General features: G+C 53.5%; 24 protein-coding genes. 11 read left to right on the forward strand and 13 right to left on the reverse strand.

The window, feature by feature from the left end:
* Positions 1–5 precede the first annotated feature (5 nt).
* From DES37_RS24135 to flgB, 5 genes are read right to left on the reverse strand one after another with little or no spacing between them, the layout of a single operon-like run.
* Positions 6–737, reverse strand: a complete 732-nt coding sequence (locus DES37_RS24135) for a flagellar basal body rod protein FlgF (RefSeq protein ID WP_110028146.1) — start codon at positions 735–737, stop codon at positions 6–8.
* On the reverse strand, positions 737–1,933 hold the full coding sequence (flgE, locus tag DES37_RS24140) for a flagellar hook protein FlgE (RefSeq protein WP_110028147.1): 1,197 nt from the start codon (positions 1,931–1,933) through the stop codon (positions 737–739). The genes DES37_RS24135 and flgE overlap by 1 nt, the downstream gene beginning before the upstream one ends.
* Positions 1,934–1,963: 30 nt before the next feature.
* Positions 1,964–2,635, reverse strand: a complete 672-nt coding sequence (gene flgD, locus DES37_RS24145; RefSeq protein ID WP_110028148.1) for a flagellar hook assembly protein FlgD — start codon at positions 2,633–2,635, stop codon at positions 1,964–1,966.
* Entirely contained in the window at positions 2,635–3,063 is a 429-nt protein-coding gene (flgC, locus tag DES37_RS24150; protein ID WP_110028149.1) for a flagellar basal body rod protein FlgC, read from the reverse strand. Before flgC ends, flgD begins: the two co-directional genes overlap by 1 nt.
* Before the next feature lie 20 nt (positions 3,064–3,083).
* Entirely contained in the window at positions 3,084–3,434 is a 351-nt protein-coding gene (gene flgB, locus DES37_RS24155; protein ID WP_064597380.1) for a flagellar basal body rod protein FlgB, read from the reverse strand.
* A 79-nt stretch (positions 3,435–3,513) separates the two neighbouring features.
* Between flgB and flgA the strand changes: the two genes are divergently transcribed.
* The 3 genes from flgA (at position 3,514) to flgN (ending at position 5,130) form a co-directional block, all read left to right on the forward strand.
* A complete protein-coding gene (gene flgA / locus DES37_RS24160) occupies positions 3,514–4,296 on the forward strand; it encodes a flagellar basal body P-ring formation chaperone FlgA (protein WP_110028150.1) in 783 nt (260 codons plus the stop codon).
* A gap of 115 nt (positions 4,297–4,411) precedes the next feature.
* Positions 4,412–4,693, forward strand: coding sequence for a flagellar biosynthesis anti-sigma factor FlgM (gene flgM / locus DES37_RS24165; protein WP_170123814.1), 282 nt, complete (start codon positions 4,412–4,414; stop codon positions 4,691–4,693).
* Positions 4,690–5,130 (forward strand): flagellar protein FlgN, encoded by a 441-nt coding sequence (gene flgN, locus DES37_RS24170; protein ID WP_110028152.1) that lies wholly within the window; start codon positions 4,690–4,692, stop codon positions 5,128–5,130. Before flgM ends, flgN begins: the two co-directional genes overlap by 4 nt.
* Before the next feature lie 96 nt (positions 5,131–5,226).
* Here the strand turns inward: flgN and fliJ are convergent, their stop codons facing one another.
* From fliJ to DES37_RS24205, 7 genes are all read right to left on the reverse strand, one after another.
* Complete coding sequence (gene fliJ, locus DES37_RS24175) at positions 5,227–5,658, reverse strand: flagellar export protein FliJ (protein ID WP_110028153.1); 432 nt, start codon at positions 5,656–5,658, stop codon at positions 5,227–5,229.
* A 5-nt stretch (positions 5,659–5,663) separates the two neighbouring features.
* Positions 5,664–6,983, reverse strand: coding sequence for a flagellar protein export ATPase FliI (gene fliI, locus DES37_RS24180; protein ID WP_110028154.1), 1,320 nt, complete (start codon positions 6,981–6,983; stop codon positions 5,664–5,666).
* Positions 6,970–7,683 carry a flagellar assembly protein FliH gene (gene fliH / locus DES37_RS24185; RefSeq protein WP_110028155.1) on the reverse strand — a complete coding sequence of 238 codons (714 nt, stop codon included), beginning with the start codon at positions 7,681–7,683 and terminating at the stop codon, positions 6,970–6,972. Before fliH ends, fliI begins: the two co-directional genes overlap by 14 nt.
* Positions 7,684–7,695: 12 nt before the next feature.
* Complete coding sequence (locus DES37_RS24190) at positions 7,696–8,724, reverse strand: FliG C-terminal domain-containing protein (protein ID WP_110028156.1); 1,029 nt, start codon at positions 8,722–8,724, stop codon at positions 7,696–7,698.
* Positions 8,696–10,303, reverse strand: coding sequence for a flagellar basal-body MS-ring/collar protein FliF (gene fliF, locus DES37_RS24195; protein WP_425451740.1), 1,608 nt, complete (start codon positions 10,301–10,303; stop codon positions 8,696–8,698). The genes DES37_RS24190 and fliF overlap by 29 nt, the downstream gene beginning before the upstream one ends.
* Before the next feature lie 61 nt (positions 10,304–10,364).
* On the reverse strand, positions 10,365–10,715 hold the full coding sequence (gene fliE, locus DES37_RS24200) for a flagellar hook-basal body complex protein FliE (protein WP_110028158.1): 351 nt from the start codon (positions 10,713–10,715) through the stop codon (positions 10,365–10,367).
* Between the two features lie 25 nt (positions 10,716–10,740).
* Complete coding sequence (locus tag DES37_RS24205; RefSeq protein WP_110028159.1) at positions 10,741–11,766, reverse strand: sigma-54 interaction domain-containing protein; 1,026 nt, start codon at positions 11,764–11,766, stop codon at positions 10,741–10,743.
* Between the two features lie 473 nt (positions 11,767–12,239).
* Between DES37_RS24205 and DES37_RS24210 the strand changes: the two genes are divergently transcribed.
* Genes DES37_RS24210 through DES37_RS24240 form a run of 7 tightly spaced genes read left to right on the forward strand, consistent with a single transcriptional unit; the run spans position 12,240 to position 18,545 of the window.
* Positions 12,240–13,142, forward strand: a complete 903-nt coding sequence (locus DES37_RS24210; protein WP_170123815.1) for a FliM/FliN family flagellar motor switch protein — start codon at positions 12,240–12,242, stop codon at positions 13,140–13,142.
* A complete protein-coding gene (gene fliN / locus DES37_RS24215) occupies positions 13,135–13,536 on the forward strand; it encodes a flagellar motor switch protein FliN (protein ID WP_110028161.1) in 402 nt (133 codons plus the stop codon). Before DES37_RS24210 ends, fliN begins: the two co-directional genes overlap by 8 nt.
* A complete protein-coding gene (gene fliP / locus DES37_RS24220) occupies positions 13,533–14,276 on the forward strand; it encodes a flagellar type III secretion system pore protein FliP (RefSeq protein WP_110028162.1) in 744 nt (247 codons plus the stop codon). The genes fliN and fliP overlap by 4 nt, the downstream gene beginning before the upstream one ends.
* A gap of 4 nt (positions 14,277–14,280) precedes the next feature.
* Positions 14,281–14,550 (forward strand): flagellar biosynthesis protein FliQ, encoded by a 270-nt coding sequence (fliQ, locus tag DES37_RS24225; protein WP_110028163.1) that lies wholly within the window; start codon positions 14,281–14,283, stop codon positions 14,548–14,550.
* Positions 14,551–14,552: 2 nt separating this feature from the next.
* The gene (locus DES37_RS24230) at positions 14,553–15,329 is read left to right on the forward strand and encodes a flagellar biosynthetic protein FliR (protein ID WP_110028164.1); all 777 of its coding nucleotides are present in this window, start codon (positions 14,553–14,555) and stop codon (positions 15,327–15,329) included.
* On the forward strand, positions 15,329–16,462 hold the full coding sequence (gene flhB, locus DES37_RS24235; RefSeq protein WP_110028165.1) for a flagellar biosynthesis protein FlhB: 1,134 nt from the start codon (positions 15,329–15,331) through the stop codon (positions 16,460–16,462). Before DES37_RS24230 ends, flhB begins: the two co-directional genes overlap by 1 nt.
* Positions 16,449–18,545, forward strand: coding sequence for a flagellar biosynthesis protein FlhA (locus tag DES37_RS24240; RefSeq protein ID WP_110028166.1), 2,097 nt, complete (start codon positions 16,449–16,451; stop codon positions 18,543–18,545). Before flhB ends, DES37_RS24240 begins: the two co-directional genes overlap by 14 nt.
* 242 nt (positions 18,546–18,787) lie before the next feature.
* Here DES37_RS24240 and DES37_RS24245 read toward each other — a convergent pair whose 3' ends face one another.
* The gene (locus DES37_RS24245; protein ID WP_036108852.1) at positions 18,788–19,000 is read right to left on the reverse strand and encodes a YdgH/BhsA/McbA family protein; all 213 of its coding nucleotides are present in this window, start codon (positions 18,998–19,000) and stop codon (positions 18,788–18,790) included.
* Positions 19,001–20,045: 1,045 nt separating this feature from the next.
* On the opposite strand from DES37_RS24245, the gene DES37_RS24250 reads away from it, so the two are divergent.
* Entirely contained in the window at positions 20,046–20,249 is a 204-nt protein-coding gene (locus DES37_RS24250) for a type II toxin-antitoxin system HicA family toxin (RefSeq protein WP_110028167.1), read from the forward strand.
* Position 20,250: the final 1 nt, after the last annotated feature.

Genomic DNA, 20,250 nt, shown 5'->3' on the forward strand with positions numbered 1-20,250 from the left:
GCGCATCATGCGCCGCGTAATAACCGGTTTCCGGCATTCGCCAATTCTTCTGCGGCTTTCATCATCTTGATTTGCGCTTCGAACTGGCGGTTAAGCGCAATGCTGGACAGCATTTCATCCATCACCGAGACATTGGCGCTTTCCAGGTGGCGGCTGGCGACGACGATATCTTCATCACGCGGGTTTTCCCGTGCTGTGGTCACCAGGAAACCCGCGTCATTTTTGCTGAGAGCGGCACCGGGAACGCTCACCAGTTTGATACGGTCAACATCCAGCGGCGTGGTCATATTGCCGTCTTCGGCCACCAGCGAGATCACGCCGTCATCGCTGATATGCAGCGCCGCAAAGGGCGGCAGAATAATCGGGCCGTTATCGCCAATAACCGGGTAGCCATTAATACTCAGGTCGCCCTCCGGCCCCAGAGTAATTTGCCCGTTACGGGTGTAGATTTCCCGGTCACCGGCGGCCAGCGCAATCAGCCCTTCGCCTTTAATGGCAATATCCAGCTCACGCCCGGTTTCACGTAACGCGCCAGGCGCCATTTCCACTGAACTGGCTGCGGTGTTGACCAGGTGGCGTGAAGCGTAGCCTGCGCCGGTGAGCAACTGGCTGTTGGCCGTTTCCAGATCGCGGCGAAACCCGGCGGTGTTGACGTTCGCCAGGTTATTGGCGTGGATCTGCTGGCGGGATAAATTGCGCGATGCCCCGCTGACTGCGGTAAAAATCAGCTTATCCATTACACCGCCTGGAACAGGGAGCTCAGCATATTGTCATTGGTGCTGATCACTTTGGTGTTAGCCTGGTAGTTGCGTTGTGCAGTCATCAGGCCAACCAGTTCATTGGTTAAATCCACATTGGAAGACTCCAGTGCGCCAGCAACAATACTGCCCAGTAACCCCGTTCCGGGCTGGCCGATAATGGGCTCACCCGAGCTGGAGGTGTGTACCCAGGTGGTGCCATCCTGGCTGGATAAACCGTTCGCGTTGGCGAAGGTTGCCAGCACCAGTTGCCCCTGAAGCATGCGCTCACCATTGGAGTAGGTGGCGTACACGTAACCCTCGTCGTCAATCATTTGCCCGGTACACTGCCCAGAAGCGTAGCCATTACCCTGGTTTTTGCTGACCGAGAAATCAGAACCAAACTGTGTGGAGCCACTGTAGTTCACCGCCAGCGACAAAGGCGCGGCACCGGGGATATCCACCTGAATATCGACTGGGGAAGTGGGGGAAGACAGCACACCCTGATCGGTAAATGACAGCGTTTGCGGGCCTGACGGGGAATCGACCGGTTCGCCATTCAGGGTGTACCAGACTTCCCAGGTGTTATCGTCGGTTTTCACATAATACTGGTTCAGTGTGTGTTCCCGGCCCAGCGAATCGTACACCTGCGTGGTATAGACGTTATTCCAGCTTTCGCTGTTGTCGGCGTCGAAAGGCGTCACTTCCGGTACCTCGGCGCGGGCATCCAGGTTAGCGGTAAAATCGAGGTTACTGGTGCTTTTGGCCGCAATGGCATTGTTATTGATTTGCAGCCCGGAAACCGTACCGGTTTGCAGGTTGCCGTTGGCGTCCACCGGGTTACCCTGCAACTGCATGCCAAGGTTGTTCACCAGGTTGCCGCTGGCATCGGTGCCAAAGTACCCCGCACGGGTAAACGCCGTGTTCCCGCCAGCATCACGCACCATAAAAAAGCCATTACCGGAAATCGCCAGGTCCAGGCTGTTGCCGGTGGAAGCAATACTTCCGCCTTTGGTAATACTTTGCGTCATGCCGGTAACGCCCACGCCCAGTGGCTGGCTGGAAGCGTACAGCGAGGCAAACTCCGCGCGGCCGGATTTAAAACCGACGGTGCCGGAGTTGGCGATGTTATTGGAAATGGCGCCCAACTGGTCGTTGATGGCATTCAGGCCAGAAATTGCAACGTTGAAACTCATAAAAAATACGTCCTGTATTAACGGGCAGCGTCATGCCGCGCGTGGTGGGGTGGATGCGCCAAACTGGGTAATGTTGTGGTAAGCCACTTCGCCCAGCCCGGCAATGTTCAGCAGCGTCGCGCTACCATCGAGTGGTATGCGCACGTTAGTGACGACACCGCCTATTTCAATGGGTGCGGTGGTTTCGCCGGTGTCTGTCACCACACTCAGCGTGACATCACCGGCTTCAATGCCCAGCTCTTCCGGGTCGATGGTGAAATCCACCTGGCCTGCGCCCTGGCTGCCGAGTTCAATCTTGTGCTCAGTGCCATTGCTCTCTTTGACGATTACTGTCACCACGCTTGCCGGGTGCTCCAGTGTCAGGCGGCCATTGACGCTGGTTTCGCCATCGCAGTGAAAGCGGTCGGTGTTAACCATCACCGGTTGCCCTACCAGATTGCCGGTGCTCAGGGTCTGGAGGTTATCCATTAACACGGTGTTGTTGGCCATTAACTGCGACATCACTTCCATGGACTGCACCTGGGTAAGTTGTGCCAGCTGGCTGACATATTCGGTGCCGTCCGTGGGGTTGAGCGGGTCCTGGTTTTGGATTTGCGCCACCAGTAATTGCATAAACATGGTATTCATGGATGACGCGGTGCTGTTGCTCACCACATTGTTACTGGTGGTGTGTGCGGTGGCGCTGGTCTGGTTGATGTTCATCAGCTTGCCTCACCCAGGCGCAGCAGGCTTTGTTGCATGCTTTTGACGTTGTTCAGCACTTCGACATGGGTTTCAAAGTTCCGCGAAGCGGACAGCATGTCGGCCATTTCTTCCACCACATTGATTTCGGGGTACCAGACATAACCGCTGTTATCTGCCAGCGGGTGCCCGGGCTGGTAACGCTGGAGCGCACCACTGGTTTCCACGACATCCAGCACCTGTACCCGGGCGCTTTGCAGTGCGCTGTGGTGCGGGTTTTGCGCCGTGTGGTAGACAGAGGCAAACACCGGGCGTCGCGCTTTATAGGTGCTATCTTCAGCTGCCGCCGGGGTTTCTGCATTGGCCAGGTTACTGGCAATCGTGTTCAGCCGCACGGTTTGGGCCGTCATAGCTGAACTGGATATTTGGTAAATTGCTTCAAATGCCATTTTCAGGGTTACCTTGCGGGTTAACGTTCTTCAATAGCCTTTTTCAGGCCAGCGAATTTCATGTTCAGGAAGGTCAGGCTCATATGAAACGCCTGGGCGTTTTTGGCAAATTCAGCCTGTTCGACATCCAGAGCCACGGTATTGCCATCTGCCGCAGGCTGGTAAGGCACGCGGTACAGGGTTTCTGGCGTGGTGTGGCGTAATCCTGGTGAATTTGCGCGTTGCATCTGCGCGGCAAAATCAATATCTTTAGCCTGGTAACCCGGCGTATCGACATTCGCCAGGTTGGCAGAAAGCACTTCTGCCCGGGTTACACGCAAAGCCAGGGCTTCGGGGTGAATGCCTAACGCTTTGTCAAAATGAATACTCACTGAGTACGTCCTTGTTTATTTCTGGTTGGTTGCTTCCTCAAACTCTTAATAGCAATCATCGTGCCAGGAATTTAATATTATGTATTTCAGTAAGTTGCATTTACCTTCTGCCTTTAATGGGAAGTTTCTTTTCCCCGTCAGCGCCGCCGTTCTATGGGCCTTTTCCGCATGCCAGGTGGTTGCGGCAAATAACCCCTCTTCCGCTCGCCTCCAGGTTGAAACCGTTGCCCGCCAGGCGGTAAACCAGGCTGTACACCAGCAAGCAAAACGCCAGCAATGGCAAGACTGGCAGTTACGCATTGCGCTCTTTGTTGCGCAGGATGTAGCGAATTACCCACGCTGCGCCACCACGCCAGAGGCACAATTAAGCGGCCTGTCTGCTCAGGATTTCAGCCGGATGAAAGTGAATGTGCGCTGCACTGGCGCGCTAAGCTGGCAAACCACTGTCACCGTCAAACCCGAGATCCTCCTGCCTGTGGTCACTGCCCGCCACGGCTTGCCCCGGGAGCATTTGCTGACCGCGCAGGATCTGGTAATGAAAAAGCAGAATATTGTGGCGATTCGTGGGGGATATGAGACGAACATCGAGAAAATTACCGGTTTTTCAGTAAAGCGCCGGTTGCGGGAAGGCCAGGTTGTTTCGCTGCAACATGTCGATAAACCGCAGGTTATTTCCCGTGGGCAACAGGTGACACTGGTCGCCAGTCAACAGGGAATTGAAGCCCGCACCCAGGGGGAAGCACTCCAGAACGGGCGTGCCGGTGGCATGATTCGTGTCAAAAATCTGTCCAGCGACCGTATTGTGCTGGCGCAGGTAGTGAGCGCCGGGCTGGTAAAAGTGGTTGAAGCAACGGAGGAATAATCCGTAGCGAATATTTAAGTTTCTGTACGAACTGGCCGTTTTCCTCGTTTACCACAGTGGAAACTGTTTTTCCGCCCGAGCCTGATTTGTGATGGCTTGTTATGACAGGACAAAAATGATGAAAATTACCGGCTCACAACCGCTTGTCACCCGCCAGATGACAGAAAGCCTGCCTGCAAAAGTGGCAGGTAATGAAGAGAGTATTGCGGCTATCGTGCCGCTATCTGCCGCAAATGAACCAGTTCCGGAAGGGGCGCTGGCGGCACTGAAAGCCATGCCCGATGTCGATTTGGCGCGGGTTGAAGAAATGAAGGCGGCGATTGCGCAGGGTGAGTTCAGTATCGACCTGGATGCACTCAGCCAGGCAATGCGCCAGTTTCACCAGGGGGGCAAATGAACAGCCCGGCCCGGCAGTACCTGCAGCAGTTCATGCACGACCTCGGCCAGGATTATAAAGCCTGGCGTGGCCTGAATGCCCTGTTACTTCGCCAGCGGCAGGCAATCCTGGCACGTAACAGTGAAGAACTGGAGACCATCAACCAGCAAATTTTTGGCCTGTACCACAAGTTGAGCAGTACCGGGAGCACACGCCATCAGTTATTAAGCGCTCTGGGCGTGAGCACCAATAACCAGGGGGTGCAGCGCCTGATTCGCCATTTGCCTGCCGCCTGGCAGGAGAGCGTTGGTGCCCTGTGGCAGCAAGTAGAAGCACAGGCCAGAGAAGCGCAAACGGCGAACCAGTACAATGGCACCTTGCTGAATATGCAATACGACATTGTGCAAAGCATTCTCAATGCCAGCGAGCCGGAAAACTGGCTCTACCAGCACCGCTGAAGGCGGGTTACAGGGTGTTGGGCACAATGCAGGCAGAGTTATTGCCTGAATGTAGTTAGCGATGGAGCAGGCAGGTACCACCAGCCGGGGTGGTGATTACTCCATTATTCGGTAGCGCAGACATTGTGCGGCCAGTGCATCTGTCACCTGTTGTTCTTTACGGCGCAGTGTTTCCTGTTGTTGCTCCCGGTGTTGGCCCAGCAAGCTTTCCAGCCCCTGGTGCTTTTTGCGCGCCAGTAATAGTTCCCCTTGCAGGCGGCGGGTTTCTGCCTGCGCCAGAGCATGGGCCTGGGTTTGCCCGTCGATAACCCGTTGCAATGTGCGCTGGTAATTGACCTGGTTGCAGAGCTGGCCGGGGCCTGGGGATGTGGTTACAGGCAACTCCGTTGCCAGGCGGGTCAGCGTATCCAGCGTGGTTTTAAGGCGTTGTTGCTGTTGTTGGTGGTGGGAAAAATCGCGGCTCATTTCGTCTAACTGGCGGCGGCGCAACTGGTGTAACTGTTCAAGGGTATGCAGTGTGTTGGTCATGGTAATTAACCTTCCTGTACCAGGGTGCTGAGTTCATGAATAGCCTGAAGGGTCGCCACCGCATCATTGACATCCTGCTGCAGAAAACGCCCGATAGCGGGAGCCAGATTCACGGCTTTGTCTGCCAGTGGGTCTGCTCCGGCAACATAGCCGCCAAGGGGAATCAGGGGTTTTACCTGTTGCCAGGCAGCCCAGGTCTGTTTAAATGCCCGGGCAGCTTCCTGATGGGAGCGCACGGTTATCTGGCTCATGCAACGGCTAATAGACTGCCCGATATCAATGGCCGGGTAGTGGCCGCTTTCAGCAAGCTGGCGGGATAATACAATATGCCCGTCGAGCACCGCGCGGGCGCAGTCAACAATCGGGTCCTGCTGGTCATCGCCTTCGGCAAGCACGGTATAGATGGCGGTCATAGTGCCTGCACTGGTGCTGTTCCCCGCGCTTTCAACCAGGCGTGGGATCATGGCGAAGGCTGAAGGCGGGTAGCCTTTGGTTGCCGGTGGTTCGCCCAAAGACAGCGCGATTTCCCGCTGAGCCATGGCGTAGCGCGTCAGGGAATCGACAATTAACAGCACATCTTTTCCCTGGTCGCGAAACCAGGTGGCAATGCGGTGGCATAATTCCGTGGCCTGAATGCGCATCAGGGGCGATTCACCGGCCGGGGCGGCAACCACAACGGATTTCGCCAGCCCTTCTTCCTGCAACGCTTCATCAATAAACTCTTTGACTTCACGCCCCCGCTCGCCAATCAGCCCAACCACCACCACATCGGCCTGAGTAAAACGGGTTATCATGCCAATCAGTACACTTTTTCCCACACCGCTCCCGGCCATCAGCCCAACGCGCTGGCCTTTACCAATGGTCAACAGGCTGTTGATGGCACGTACCCCGACATCCAGCGTGGTATTTACCGCCCGGCGTTTCAGCGGGTGAACCTGGCTAATTTGTGCATCAAGCGGGGTTTCGCCGTGGAGCTTGCCTTTGTCGTCCAGCGGTTCCCCCATACCATTGATAACCCGCCCAAGCCATTGGTCGCCAATCATCAGGCTGTACTGTTTGTCGGTTGGGAAAACCCGGGCGCCAGCACTCAGCCCTTCAGGTTGGGAAAGCGGCATTAACCAGGTGATGTCCTTGTCGAACCCCACCACCTGGGCCGCAATATGCCCGCTGCGTGCATCTTCTACCTGGCAGTGCTGGCCAATTGCCAACTGGCAACCCGTGCAGGCCAGTAATGGACCATGCACCCGCACCAGTTTCCCGGCAACTTTGGCCAGCGGAGTGGTGTTAATGGCGCGCAGTGCCTGTTCAAAATCATTCGGTTTCATGGGGTTGCTCTGGCAATAATGTGGATTTCAGTGTGTCCATGCAGTGATCAAGGCGGTGCGCGCAACCAATATCAATTTCTGCCTGCTCGGTGATTACCCGGCATTCGCCAGCAGCAAGTGTGGCCTCTGCACACAGCCCCCATTCCAGGACTTTCTCAGGCAGGGTGTCCTGTATACGGGTGAACTCTTCCGGGTTCATTTGTACCCGAATTTGGCCCGGTGGCCCGGCCAGCCCACTCAGGGCTTCTTCTACCAGTGCCAGCAATTGCGTGGGTTGCAGTGCCAGTTCGCAGCGAATCACCTGGCGGGTGACTTTTTCCACCAGTTGCAGCAGTTCAGTACGGCGTTGTTGCTCAAAGCCTGCCAGGAAACGGTTAACAGCCTGGTGGGCGTTATCCAGTGGCGAGAGGGTATCGTCAAATTGTTGCCGGGCGAGGCGTTTTCCTTCAGCCAGCCCTTTGCGCATCCCTTCTTCAAAGCCCAGGCGCACACCCTCCTGGTAACCTTCCTGCTGTCCTTCTTCCAGCCCGCGGGCAAAACCCTGGTTCATGCCATCGTTATAGCCCCGGGAAAGCTGCTGCTGGGTAGTGATACCCTGCTGGCCGGCATCTGTTGGTGCGTGTTCTGGTTGTGCCGGGCGCAACGGGGGAAACTGGTAACGGCGCGGCCTGATTACCGCCTGACGGGGTTGTTTTTCCATCTTTGTCTCCGGTTATTCCAGGGTGCGCTCAGCAAACAACTGGATGTCGATTTCACCCTGCTCTGCCAGTTCGCGAACCGTTGCCATAATGGCTTTGCGCTCTTGCTCAATACGGCTCACCGGCAACGGGCCTAGGCGGGCGGTGCTGCTTTGCAACTGTGTGACCTGGCGTTTAGGCAGCACACTGTAAATGGCCTGGCGCAGTACCGGTTCGGTACCTTTAAGGGCTATCGCCCAGGCATCGAGTGCCACCTCGTCCACAATGCGTTGCAGGGTTTGCGGGCTCTGGCGGCTGAGAATAAAGAACTCATACATTTCATCTTTTAATGCATCGACGATTTGCTCATCACGTTCACGTAACTGGGCAAGCAGGTTTTGCTGGTTATCCGGAATGCGGTTCATGATATTGGCGGCATGGCGCACACCCGCAACCCGGGAGCCATGTTCAGAAATCACTGCCACTCCCCGGTCAATCAGCCGGTCGAGTTCATTGATAACGTCGCGGTTAACGTCATCCAGCCGGGCAATGCGCCACAAAATTTCGTCCTGCCGGGATTTGGGCAGCGCATCCAGCACATTGGCGGCAACATCTGGCGGCAGAAAAGCCAGGAATACCGCCTGTAATTGCAGGTGCTCATGCTCAATCAGCGCGACTAACTGCGGCACATCCACCCATTGCAGGCGCGTCATACGGTAGCGAATCGCTTCGCCATAAATCCCGTTAATCACACTACTGGCGATTTCGCTGCCCAGTGCTTTTTGCAAAATTCCCTGCAAATAGCTGCGTGATGCGCCATTAATCCCGCTTTGTTCACTGTAATCCTGAAAAAATCGGTTAATGGCATGGCGCACATGATTCACTTTTACACCGTGCAGGCGCGCCATGGTTTCACTCAGCACCAGGACCTCCTCCCGGGAGAATTTCTGCATCAGTTGCGCCGCGGCTTCTTCGCCAACACTCAGTAACAGAATTGCTGCCTGTTCCAGCGGCGTGCGGCTGCCCGGTTGTGGATTACTGCTCTTTTTCACTGTTTCGTTCATGACTACTAATCCATTGTTTCATCACTTCCGCCATGCGGTCCGTTTCATTGCTGGCGAGGGTTTGCAGAAACTCAACTTTGGTTTCTAACCCGGAACTCATCGGTGGCAGGTTTTCTTCCTGCTGGAAAGGGCCATTTGCCAGCGTTTTGGGTGGGGTATCTTCCCCGCCTTCTGCCAACGTTAATGGTGGTTGAGCCTCCAGCAAGGGCTCGGTGGGTAGTGGCTGCGCCAGGGTTTTCACCGTGGTAAAGCGCCGCACCAGGGGGCGCAGGCCGAACAGTAATACCAGCAGCGCCAGCAGGAGCAGCCCGGCGTTTTGGCCCCAGAACTGAATAGCTCTGTCCTGCCACCACTTTTCTGCGGGTAAATCTGGCAGAGAAGGTGCGTCGCTGAAAGCCAGCACACTCAGGCTGAGCACATCACCCCGGGTGGCGTTGAGGCCTGCGGCCTGTTCCACCATCTTTGTGATATCGGCCAGTTGTTCAGGTGACAGAGCCTGGGTTGCCACCGCCCCCTGGTTAAGAACAACAGCAACCTGCAGTTTCTCCAGCCGCCAGCCCGGGTGGCGAATATGGCGAATATCGCGGTCAAAAGCGTAACTGCGCTGGGCATTACTGCGGCTGGCGACAGGGCCCGACGGGTTAGCGGTATTCGGTGCAGCGTTCCCTTCGGCCGGCGGCGTAACCGGGCGGTTACTCAGTGAGCCAGGAATACCCAACGCCAGCTCCCGGCTGGTATTTTCTTCGCTCAGGTTTTCTTCCCGGATTTTGGGTTGTTCGCCCAGCCGTTCCTGTGTCTCTTCGATGTGGCTTAAGTCGACCTGCGGCGCGACACTGATACGGAAATTGCCATTACCCACCAGCGGGGTCAGCAACACAGCAATATTGTGGGTGGTTTCGCTGCGAATACGCTGTACGGCATCCAGGCTGGCACGGCTTTGCATCGCATTACCCTGGCTGGCGGCAAACGCTTCTGACAGCAGGTTACCGCTGCTGTCCACAACACTGACTTCCGAAGGCTTCATACCCGGAACGCTGCCAGTGACTAACTGAATGATGGCTGCGATTTGCGCGTCATCAAGTTGCCTGCCTGGTGCCAGTTGTACCAGCACGGAGGCACTGCTTTCGGGGCGGTTATTCAGGACAAATGAGCTGGCATCGCTCAGGCCAAGATGCACCCGCGCCCGTTCCACGGCATCCAGCGCCATCACGCTGCGTGCCAGCTCCCCTTCCAGGCTGCGCTTGTAACGAACATTTTGGATAAACTGGCTGGAGCCAAGCATCTCTTCTTTGTCCATCAGTTCGTAACCATCGGGCAGTGTGGCGGAAATCCCTTTGGCAGCCAGCGCCATTCTCGCCCGGGACAGCGTTTTCTCCGTGACCAGAATGTCGCCCGATACCGGGTTAACCCGGTAGGCAATATTTTCCGCGCCCAGCACTTCCACAACTTGTGCGACAGGAATGTGTTCCGCCTTGCCATAGAGCGCCACATACCCCTGGTCGTTACGCCAGAGAGATAGCACAATCGCGCCCGTGAGCACCAGACCACCAGCGCCCATCAGCCATTGTGTTTTGTTCATGTTGCCAGGTAGCGCAAGTGTGCGCAGGCGAGTGGTGAGTTTGTTTAACACGTTAGCCACCTTACAACGGTGTATTCATGATATCGTCCAGCGCCCGGGTCAGCTTATTGCGCACCTGCGTCATCGCTGAAAAGGCAATGCTGGCTTTCTGGCTTTCCACCATGGCGCCGGCCAGGTCATCACTCTGGCCTGTCACCACGGCATGTTGTTGGGTTGCGGCACTGTGCTGGAGGTGATTTACGCTATTGACGGCGTTATTCATCAGTGCGGCAAAAGAGGGCTGGCCCGCCGGTGTGGCAGGCTGTGCCGCACGGGTAATCCCGGCACTTGCCGCAGCAGCGGTGTGCGCCAGTGCCTGAACCAGGGCGCGTTGCTCGTTAGCCAGGCTTACGCCTGAAATAGGTTGTGCCATTTCTGAGTCCTTTCATTGTGTGCAATTAATTCGCGGTGGCGGCAATATCCAGGCCGTCTTCACGCATGGCGGCCAGGCGGTAACGCAAGGCGCGTGGGGTAATGCCCAAAAACGCAGCGGTGCGGGATTTATTCCCGTCGTGGCGGCGCAATAACTCCAGCAGATAGTGGTATTCCGCCAGGCGGCCCTGTTGCTTCATACGGTGTATTGGTGGTTGCGGCGAATCCGTTTCCCCGGCAGGTGCCAGATGGGAACCGGCCGCCTCTTTGCTGGTGTGGCCCAGGCCAAAATCACGGGCATGAATTTCTTTACCATCACACAGAATAAGCCCGCGCTGGATAACATTTTCCAGTTCACGCACATTACCCGGCCAGGTGTGTTGCACCAGGGCCTGGCAGGCATCACCACTCAGGTGGATATCCGCACCATGAAACTGGTGATATTTACGAATAAAATGGCGCGCCAGCGGTAAAATATCCTGAGGGCGTTCCCGTAAGGGGGCTACATGAATAGGCATCACAGCAATGCGGTAATACAAATCCTCACGGAAACGTCCACAGGCCATTTCTTCTGATAAATCTTTATTGGTTGACGCAATAATACGAATATCGAGTGGGATTTTTTGATTTCCACCCAACCGCTCAACCATATTTTCCTGCAAGACTCGCAATAATTTCACTTGCAGAGCCATTGGCATATCACCAATTTCATCCAGTAATAACGTTCCACCATTGGCCTGTTCAAATTTTCCTGCAACACGGGTGATTGCTCCGGTAAATGCGCCTTTTTCATAGCCAAACAAGATGGCTTCCAGCATGTTTTCCGGAATAGCCGCGCAGTTGACCCCGACATAAGGTGCATTCTCATCAAAAGCATGTTCATGAATGTATTTGGCAATACACTCTTTGCCCGCACCTGTTTCACCAGTAATTAATACCGGAACCTGAAATTGTGCCACACGGTGCGCAAGAGAAAATGCATCCATACTATTTGGATCGCTGGCAATAAAACGATTTGGCTGCATGTTTTCAGTGTTTAGTAATGTACGCATAAGTGCTCTTCATTCATTTTCAGGTTAGTGCCTTTCGGGCAAAGAAATCGCTCATACAATATTAATCAGAAATACATCTTTTCCTGTATAAAAAACAGGAGACCTAATGAATACCTGTTTCTTTTTACATTTATATTTCCCATTCACGATCTCCTATTGAGAATCTTCAATTTGAATTTTCTTAAGTATGAGCATTGAACCGGCCAATGTCTCATTTTTAATGGATATTAAAATATTAATTATTAAAAATCATATAGTTAACCAGCATCACACATGTAACATTAAAACAAATTATTTATCGAATAATAATTTTATTAGTATTGTTTTTTAGATCTTATAAGGTTCTAATTAATGCCTGGATTTTGTTTGCATGTATAACAAAGATATAAACGGTACTTTACGGCAAGAAGTTAAAAAAACCAGGACATATTTTACATGGAATGCAAGGGTTACGGCCTGTAAGGACAGTATCAATGAACAAGGACATGTTTCGCAAAAGAATAAAGATTCACCAGGTGAGTGAGGTGGAGCCTCTCGTTTACCTCGATGCCAGCAAATTAGGCAAACCATGGCATAAATTACCTGCATTGTTAAATGACAACTTTGAGATTCTGGATGCAAAACTCAGTATCTATTTTCTGAAAAAGTTACGTGTAAATGTCTCTTTGGCTTCACTTAATTTTTCGTCGGGAAAAGGCCAGCGCCCGGCACAAGTTTATTCCACTGGTTACGGACATGTGGGTTTTGATATTGAGCGCCCGTTATTACTACGCATTTTGAATGATTACTACGGGCTGAATGACGGCACCCAAAATAGTTCATCACCGGGTCATGAACAGGCAGGCATTGCACTTCCGGTAACCAAAACAGAAGAGCGGCTGAAAAATAAAATCGCCCAGGACATTATTTCACTGGTGTTGGATAACACACTCATTGGGGTGGATATTCAACCTGAACAAGATCATGGTGCAATTATTCACCAGTGGGCAGGTTGCATTCAACTGGAAATGGATGGTTACCAGCAAGGGTGTTTTAGCCTGTTGCTGGATAACACACTGGTTGACCGCTTATTACAGCGCCTGCGCAACGGTTCTGTTTCTGAATCTCCGGATGCCGTTCCCCGGCCTCCTGCGGCACTTGAACACCTGGTTTCACATATGCCGGTGCGGCTGAACGGCAAACTAACGGGCATGACGCTAACAGTTGCCCAACTGGCCGAAATCCGCCCGGGAGACATTATTCCCATTGCGCTTAATGAACCCGTGCCGGTGTTTGTGAATAAGGCGCAAATTCTGACCGCCAGCATTGCGCAGGAGCGCGGGAAACTCTTTTTTTGCGATTTTAACGACAACCTGATTGAGAAACATCATGACTGATTTAGAAAACGGACTGGAAATGCCGCTGGATTTTAGTGATATCGACCTGGGTGAGTTGCCGATGGAAGACCGGGTTGAAGGCAACCTGCGCCTTGATTTACAGGGGCAGGAGCCGGTGGCGGATAACATGGCGCAACGCCGCAAAATGGCATTGTTCAGCCGTATCCCGGTGACGCTGACCCTGGAGGTGGCGTCAGTGGATGTCACCCTGGCAGACCTGATGGAGGTGGATGGCAACAGTGTAATTGAGCTGGATAAACTGGCGGGCGACCCTCTGGATATCAAAGTAAACGGCATTCCTTTCGGGAAAGCCGAAGTAGTGGTGATTAATGACAAGTACGGCCTGCGTATTGTGGAATTTAACAGCCACGATTTAGGCGAGCTGGCATCATGAAGCGTTGGTATTTAGCGTTGCCTGTGCTGGCCGCCACGTTATTTGCCCTGCCCGCACTGGCTGCGGGCGGCGATATTACTTTATTCAGCACCAGCGATAACGGCTCGGGCCAGGATTACCACGTTAATATCGAAATTATGATCATGATGACCTTGCTGGGCCTGCTGCCCATCATGGTTTTGATGATGACCAGCTTCACCCGTTTCATTATTGTGCTGGCCATTCTGCGCCAGGCGCTGGGGTTACAACAAAGCCCGCCGAATAAGATCCTGACAGGCATTGCGCTGGCGCTGACATTACTGGTTATGCGCCCGGTATGGACCACGGTACATCAGGAAGCGATTACGCCTTTCCAGAACGATGAAATCTCGTTGCAACAGGCATTAACCCGGGCCGCCACGCCATTACGCCAGTTTATGCTGGCGCAAACTGATAAAAAAGCGATGGGGCAGATAATGACCATTGCACAGGCACAGGGCGATGCCACAGAGCAGGATCTGACGGTGGTTACCCCGGCATTTTTGCTGAGCGAACTCAAAACCGCCTTCCAGATAGGCTTCATGATTTATATCCCCTTTTTGGTGATCGATCTGATTGTTGCCAGCATTTTGATGGCGATGGGGATGATGATGCTGTCACCGCTGATTGTCTCACTGCCGTTCAAGCTGATGCTGTTTGTTTTGTGTGACGGCTGGACATTAATGGTGGGGACACTGACCGCCAGCGTACAAGGATTGTAGCGCAATGAATATGGATATTGCCGGGGATGTAATGGCCTCGGGCATTCAACTGGTGTTGCTGATTGCCGCGGTGGCAATTGTTCCTGGTCTGCTGGTCGGGCTGTGTGTGAGCATCTTCCAGGCCACGACGCAGATTAACGAACAGACGCTGAGCTTTCTGCCACGCCTGCTGGTTACGCTGACCATTCTGATTGTTGCCGGGAAATGGATGCTGACCCGGCTGGCCGATTTTACGGTGGAAATCTTCCACCAGGCTGCTGCGCTGGTGGGCTGACGATGTCTGGTGCTGAGGTTCAACAGTTGGTGAACGGCCTGTTGCTGCTGGTGCTGCCGTTTGTACGCATCCTGGCACTCCTGCAGTTCTGCCCGGTGCTGGATAACCAGGCGTTTTCCCGGCGCAGCAAAATAGCGCTGGCACTGGCGTTAACTGCGGTGATGGGGCCTATGTTGCCACCTTACCCGCTACCAGGGATTTTTTTCAGCCTGCACACGCTGTTACTGGTGGGGGAACAAATTCTGTGGGGCGTGTTATTTGGCATGGCGCTGCAACTGGTCTTTGTGGCACTGCAAACTGCCGGGCACATCCTTTCAATGAATATGGGACTGGGGATGGCAATGATGAGCGACCCGGTAAATGGCAGCTCAACCACCGTTATCTCCCAGGTCATTTTCATCTTTTGTGCATTGCTGTTTTTTTCCCTGGACGGGCACCTGCTGGTGGTCACCATTTTATTCAAAGGCTTTATTTACTGGCCTCCAGGCCAGGCGATTAACACGCCCACACTAATGATGCTGGTAGAGAGCCTGGGCTGGATCATGGCCTCTGCCACACTGATTGCCCTGCCCACCACGTTTGTGATGCTGATTGTGCAGGGGGGTTTTGGCCTGCTGAACCGGGTTTCACCCACGCTGAACCTGTTTTCGCTGGGTTTCCCGGTGAGCATGCTATTCGGGCTGCTGTGCGTTGCCATGATGATGAGCAATATCCCGGAGCATTACCTCAACCTCACCAATGAAATTCTGGCAAAGCTTGAAGCGATAAGGACGTACTGATGAGCAGTTCCTCAGGCGATAAAAGCGAAAAACCGACCCCGGGCAAGCTGCGCAAGGCGCGTGAAAAAGGGGACCTTCCCCGCTCAAAGGATATGACTACCGCCGCCGGGCTGGTGGCGTCATTTGTTGTTATCAGTGCCTGCCTGCCCTGGTACCGTGACCTGGTACGGGAATCTTTCGCCGCTATTGAAAGCCTGGCCGGGCAAACCCACGACCCGGCAGCATTAAAACAGTTTGCTCAGGTCAATATCTGGGTATTGCTGCGGGTGATTTTTTCTCTGTTACCCATCCCGCTGGTGTGTATGGCGGCAAGCCTGGTACCGGGCGGGTGGAATGTGGCATTAAGTAAACTCAAGCCAGATTTTAAAAAACTCAGCCCAATGAGTGGGATAAAACGTATTTTCGCCGCCAGCCACCTGTCTGACGTGGGCAAGATGATCCTGAAATGCGCCATTATTCTGGGCGTGATTTACGCCATGGTATTAAGCGAGATGGACAACCTGCTGCACCTGCAACGCCTCTATTTATTGCAGGGCATTCACCAGGGGTTCGACATTTTGTATAGCGTACTGGTGTGGTTTATCGCCGTGATGGTGGTGTTTGCCGTACTGGATATTCCGCTGAGCAAATTCCTGTTTACCAAAAAGATGAAAATGACCAAACAGGAAGTGAAAGAAGAGCACAAAAACAATGATGGCAACCCGCAAATCAAAGGCCGTATTCGCCAGTTGCAGCGGCAAATGGCGATGGGCCAAATGCGGCGTACCGTACCCACGGCCGATGTGGTGATAACCAACCCGACACACTTTGCTGTTGCCCTGAAATATGACCCGGAAAAAGCGCAGGCACCGTGGATTGTCGCCAAAGGTGCAGATGACATCGCACGGGTGATTCGCGAGCTGGCGCAAGAAAACCAGGTGGAAATCGTTGAGTTTCCGCCCCTGGCGCGTGCGGTGTATTACACCACCAAAGTAAACCAACAAATACCGGCAACGTTATACCGGGCTATTGCTCATGTGCTGACTTATGTCATGCAGGTAAAAGCCTGGCGTGCCGGGCAGGCAACACAGCCTTATCTCAACCGTCAAATTTCCCTTCCCAAAGAGGTATTACAATCTTATGGCGAGCAGTAAGTTAACACCTGTTGTGGCGGCGTTACGCCAGGCGCATATCGGGGTCCCCGTTCTCCTGCTCAGTATCCTGGCGATGGTCATTCTGCCCTTGTCGCCCATGGTGCTGGATATCCTGTTTACCTTCAATATTGTGCTGGCGGTGATGGTATTGCTGGTGTCGGTGAATATGCGGCGGCCGCTGGATTTCGCAATATTTCCAACACTGCTGCTGATTACCACCCTGATGCGCCTGACGCTGAACGTGGCTTCCACACGTGTGGTCTTGCTGAAAGGCCATGAAGGTGAAGGGGCTGCTGGTAAAGTGATTGAAGCCTTTGGCCAGGTGGTGATCGGCGGCGATTTTGTTGTCGGTTTTGTCGTATTTATGATCCTGATGATCATCAACTTTGTGGTGGTGACCAAAGGGGCCGAACGTATATCTGAAGTTTCTGCACGCTTCACCCTGGATGCCCTGCCCGGTAAACAGATGGCGATTGACGCCGACCTGAACGCCGGGCTGATTGACCAGCAACAGGCACGTACCCGCCGCCAGGAAGTGGGCAAAGAAGCAGATTTCTACGGCGCAATGGACGGTGCGTCCAAATTCGTGCGCGGAGATGCCATTGCCGGGATCATGGTTCTGGTCATCAACGTCATTGGTGGGGTGAGCATCGGGATTTTTCAGCACGACCTCAGTGCTTCCATGGCGTTTCGCCAGTATGTGCTGCTGACCATTGGTGACGGGCTGGTTGCACAGATTCCTTCGTTACTGCTGGCGACTTCTGCCGCCATTATTGTCACCCGGGTCAGTGAAGGGAATGATGTCAGCCACGAGGTGAAAAGCCAGTTGCTGGCCAACCCGAAGGTGCTCTACACCGCGGCGTTTGTCATGTTTATCCTGGCAGTGGTGCCGGGTATGCCGCACATCGCGTTTCTGAGTTTTACCGCCCTGTTGTTATTTGCCGCCTGGCGGCAGGGGCGGCGTATCACGCCAGCGGACAGCGAAGCAGATATGGCTGAAGTGCAATCTGCACTGGCACCCGATACCGCACCAGATGTGAGTTGGGAAACAATTCCGGTGGTTGAACCCATAGGCCTGAACCTGGGGTATAAGCTGGTTTCGTTGATTGATTCCAGTGGTACCAGCCCACTGAGCCAGCGTATTCGTGGTGTGCGCCAGGTGGTCTCTGAACAGAGCGGGGTGTTGCTGCCAGAGATTCGCATTCGGGAAAACTTTCGCCTGAAGCCAGCGCAATATGCGGTGTACATCAATGGGGTGCATGCCGGGACAGGTGAGGTACACGCGGATAAGTTGATGGCGATACCCGGCGCGGACCTGTATGGCGAGATTGATGGTGTGCTGGATACTGACCCGGCTTATGGCATGGCAGTGGTGTGGATTACCCAGGAGCAGAAAGCGCAGGCGCTGCAGTTGGGCTACCAGGTGGTGGATTGCGCAAGTGTTGTCGCTACCCATGTTAACAAACTGGCACGTGAGCATTTACCTGCCCTGTTCAATTACGATGACATCACTCACCTGAATTCACGCCTTGCGAATCTTGCGCCTAAACTGGCCGAGGACCTGGCTCAGGCGCTTAATTATTCGTTGCTGTTACGAGTGTACCGCCAGTTATTACTTGAGCAGGTTTCCCTGAAAGATATTGTCAGTATTGCCGCCACCTTGCTGGAAAGCACCGCTCTGACAAAAGACCCGCTGTTGCTTACATCCGATGTGCGTTATGCGTTGCGCCGCGCGCTGATAAGCCAGATTAACGGTGAGCGCCCGGGGTTATCCGCATGGACGCTGGATAATGCACTGGAAACCATGTTGCTGAATGCCCTGAACCAGGCACAGCTGGGGGGCAACGTCGCACTGGATAGTTTCCCGGTCGACCCCAATATTTTGTCTCAGTTGCAGCAAACCCTGCCCATGGTGCAGGAGCAGATGAAAGCAAAACGCCTGCCGCCTGTGTTACTGGTGGCACCACAATTACGCCCGGTGATAGCCCGTTACGCACGGTTATTTGCCTCTGGTCTGCATGTGCTTTCTTATAATGAAGTGCCCGATGAGTGTGAGCTGGCGATTGTGGGTAACCTGACCTGATGGCGAAAAGGCATTGTGCTGGTTGGGGTGGTGTTACGGGCAAAAAAAAGAGCGACATCGGTGTCGCTCTGAAGGTACATCAGGGATAAAACGGACAGGAATGAGAGAGTAGTTCATTTCCTTACATTATCTGCTGCCGGTTCGCAGTGGGCAGCGGGTAATGCGTCAAACAATAGGGTCAAACAATAAAGGCAATAATCTGGCAATCATCAGGTAGCGGACGAATCCGCTACCTCAATAGCTTACTTGTTCAGTTCAGCGGTCATGTGAACGTGGTCGCCGTTGAAGGCTTCAATGATTTTGTAAGAATCAGCGCCCTGCTGTTTAGCCTGAGCTGCGATTTTCGCTTCAGCGCCGTCAAGGGTGCTGGCAGTTGCGCTAACAGTCTGCGCAAAGCTTGCGAAAGAAATCATAGAAAGAGCGGCAACAGCAGCAAGAGTTTTAATACTTTTCATGGTCATATTCCTTAAATTTGGTCTTTATGGTGGAAGGCTGTATGCCTTCGATGGGGTGTATAATAAGGCTGCTAATTATTTTGTAAGTGACAAAAAGTGCGATCTAAATCACGTTTTTATTACTCATTGATTACACAAAAGAAAAAATGACAAAAAAATAGGTGCTCTCTGAGATATGGAAGATGATCGAGCACAATTCGCTAAATTGCAGTGTATTAAACTGCTTTTTTGGTATTAAACCGGGATAAACCACGAAACCGTTTGCGCGCTTCTTGTTGCGCTGGTGTTAACAAAAATAATCCCCTTTACCAGTTCACTGGTGGTGAAGCCACATGAGTCACATCACTTGAAGTGAACGGAACAATCGCACCAGCCAGGGTGAACTGACCCCGTTCTGCCAGTACTGAGCAAATTGCGCGCCGTGTCAGCCACACTGCCTTTACTCACCCGCCTGTAATATCTCAGCAAAAATCAAAAAAAACAGACAACGCACAAATCCCCCAGCCACACCATACAGCACAAACAACCCACCACTTGCAGCGAGGGTTGTATCGCGTAAGACCGGTGAACCGCAGAAAGGAAGACAAGGTTATTCCGCCCGGACGGCGGAATAAGGCGAACCGAGGCAGGGATGCCGAGTCGAGCCGGCCGCAGGCTGACTGCCCGGAGGTGAACGCAGTGCGCAGCACCGGTCGCCCGCGAAAACGGGGATTGCAAAGGGGGCGAGCCCCCTTTCGCCCGTTCACTGGCAGTGAAGCCACATTAACCTCATCACTTTAAGTGAACGGAACTTTCACCACACTGACACAGTGAAAAGTGAACGGAAACAACTACACATGACACTATGTAAAGTGAACGACCCCCCCCCCCCACCCAAGCTAACAAACCCAATCTGCGCACCTCCCCGCAGAACCCCCACACTCCCACTTGTTCCACAAACTTGTTGAAACACGATTAACCCTTCCCGGGTTTTACTCCACTATCACACCGCTTTCTGTTTGCCGTGTGTATATGTGTGTATAATCATCAAAGGCACGGAGAAAGGATGAAATCTGCTGACCTGATCAAGGCACTGATAGCCGCAGGCTGTATCCTCCGGCGGCATAATGGGGGTAGCCACCAAATATGGTGGTCTCCTGTAACAGGAAAAACATTCCCTGTACCACACCCCAAAAAGGACTTACCCCCTGGCACTGTCAGGGCAATTCTCAAAATGGCCGGGATACCCTCCCAAAATCACTGGAGATAAG

The sequence above is a fragment of the Mangrovibacter plantisponsor genome, assembly GCF_003182475.1.
In the GTDB taxonomy this organism is placed as follows: Bacteria; Pseudomonadota; Gammaproteobacteria; order Enterobacterales; family Enterobacteriaceae; genus Mangrovibacter; species Mangrovibacter plantisponsor.

Excerpts from the sequence above, each read along its gene's own strand:
- DES37_RS24135 (WP_110028146.1), bottom strand. The coding sequence starts at position 737 with ATGGATAAGCTGATTTTTACCGCAGTCAGCGGGGCATCGCGCAATTTA.
- flgE (WP_110028147.1), bottom strand. The coding sequence starts at position 1,933 with ATGAGTTTCAACGTTGCAATTTCTGGCCTGAATGCCATCAACGACCAG.
- flgD (WP_110028148.1), bottom strand. The coding sequence starts at position 2,635 with ATGAACATCAACCAGACCAGCGCCACCGCACACACCACCAGTAACAAT.
- flgC (WP_110028149.1), bottom strand. The coding sequence starts at position 3,063 with ATGGCATTTGAAGCAATTTACCAAATATCCAGTTCAGCTATGACGGCC.
- flgA (WP_110028150.1), top strand. The coding sequence starts at position 3,514 with ATGTATTTCAGTAAGTTGCATTTACCTTCTGCCTTTAATGGGAAGTTT.
- flgM (WP_170123814.1), top strand. The coding sequence starts at position 4,412 with ATGATGAAAATTACCGGCTCACAACCGCTTGTCACCCGCCAGATGACA.
- flgN (WP_110028152.1), top strand. The coding sequence starts at position 4,690 with ATGAACAGCCCGGCCCGGCAGTACCTGCAGCAGTTCATGCACGACCTC.
- fliJ (WP_110028153.1), bottom strand. The coding sequence starts at position 5,658 with ATGACCAACACACTGCATACCCTTGAACAGTTACACCAGTTGCGCCGC.
- fliI (WP_110028154.1), bottom strand. The coding sequence starts at position 6,983 with ATGAAACCGAATGATTTTGAACAGGCACTGCGCGCCATTAACACCACT.
- fliH (WP_110028155.1), bottom strand. The coding sequence starts at position 7,683 with ATGGAAAAACAACCCCGTCAGGCGGTAATCAGGCCGCGCCGTTACCAG.
- DES37_RS24190 (WP_110028156.1), bottom strand. The coding sequence starts at position 8,724 with ATGAACGAAACAGTGAAAAAGAGCAGTAATCCACAACCGGGCAGCCGC.
- fliF (WP_425451740.1), bottom strand. The coding sequence starts at position 10,303 with ATGAACAAAACACAATGGCTGATGGGCGCTGGTGGTCTGGTGCTCACG.
- fliE (WP_110028158.1), bottom strand. The coding sequence starts at position 10,715 with ATGGCACAACCTATTTCAGGCGTAAGCCTGGCTAACGAGCAACGCGCC.
- DES37_RS24205 (WP_110028159.1), bottom strand. The coding sequence starts at position 11,766 with ATGCGTACATTACTAAACACTGAAAACATGCAGCCAAATCGTTTTATT.
- DES37_RS24210 (WP_170123815.1), top strand. The coding sequence starts at position 12,240 with ATGAACAAGGACATGTTTCGCAAAAGAATAAAGATTCACCAGGTGAGT.
- fliN (WP_110028161.1), top strand. The coding sequence starts at position 13,135 with ATGACTGATTTAGAAAACGGACTGGAAATGCCGCTGGATTTTAGTGAT.
- fliP (WP_110028162.1), top strand. The coding sequence starts at position 13,533 with ATGAAGCGTTGGTATTTAGCGTTGCCTGTGCTGGCCGCCACGTTATTT.
- fliQ (WP_110028163.1), top strand. The coding sequence starts at position 14,281 with ATGAATATGGATATTGCCGGGGATGTAATGGCCTCGGGCATTCAACTG.
- DES37_RS24230 (WP_110028164.1), top strand. The coding sequence starts at position 14,553 with ATGTCTGGTGCTGAGGTTCAACAGTTGGTGAACGGCCTGTTGCTGCTG.
- flhB (WP_110028165.1), top strand. The coding sequence starts at position 15,329 with ATGAGCAGTTCCTCAGGCGATAAAAGCGAAAAACCGACCCCGGGCAAG.
- DES37_RS24240 (WP_110028166.1), top strand. The coding sequence starts at position 16,449 with ATGGCGAGCAGTAAGTTAACACCTGTTGTGGCGGCGTTACGCCAGGCG.
- DES37_RS24245 (WP_036108852.1), bottom strand. The coding sequence starts at position 19,000 with ATGAAAAGTATTAAAACTCTTGCTGCTGTTGCCGCTCTTTCTATGATT.
- DES37_RS24250 (WP_110028167.1), top strand. The coding sequence starts at position 20,046 with ATGAAATCTGCTGACCTGATCAAGGCACTGATAGCCGCAGGCTGTATC.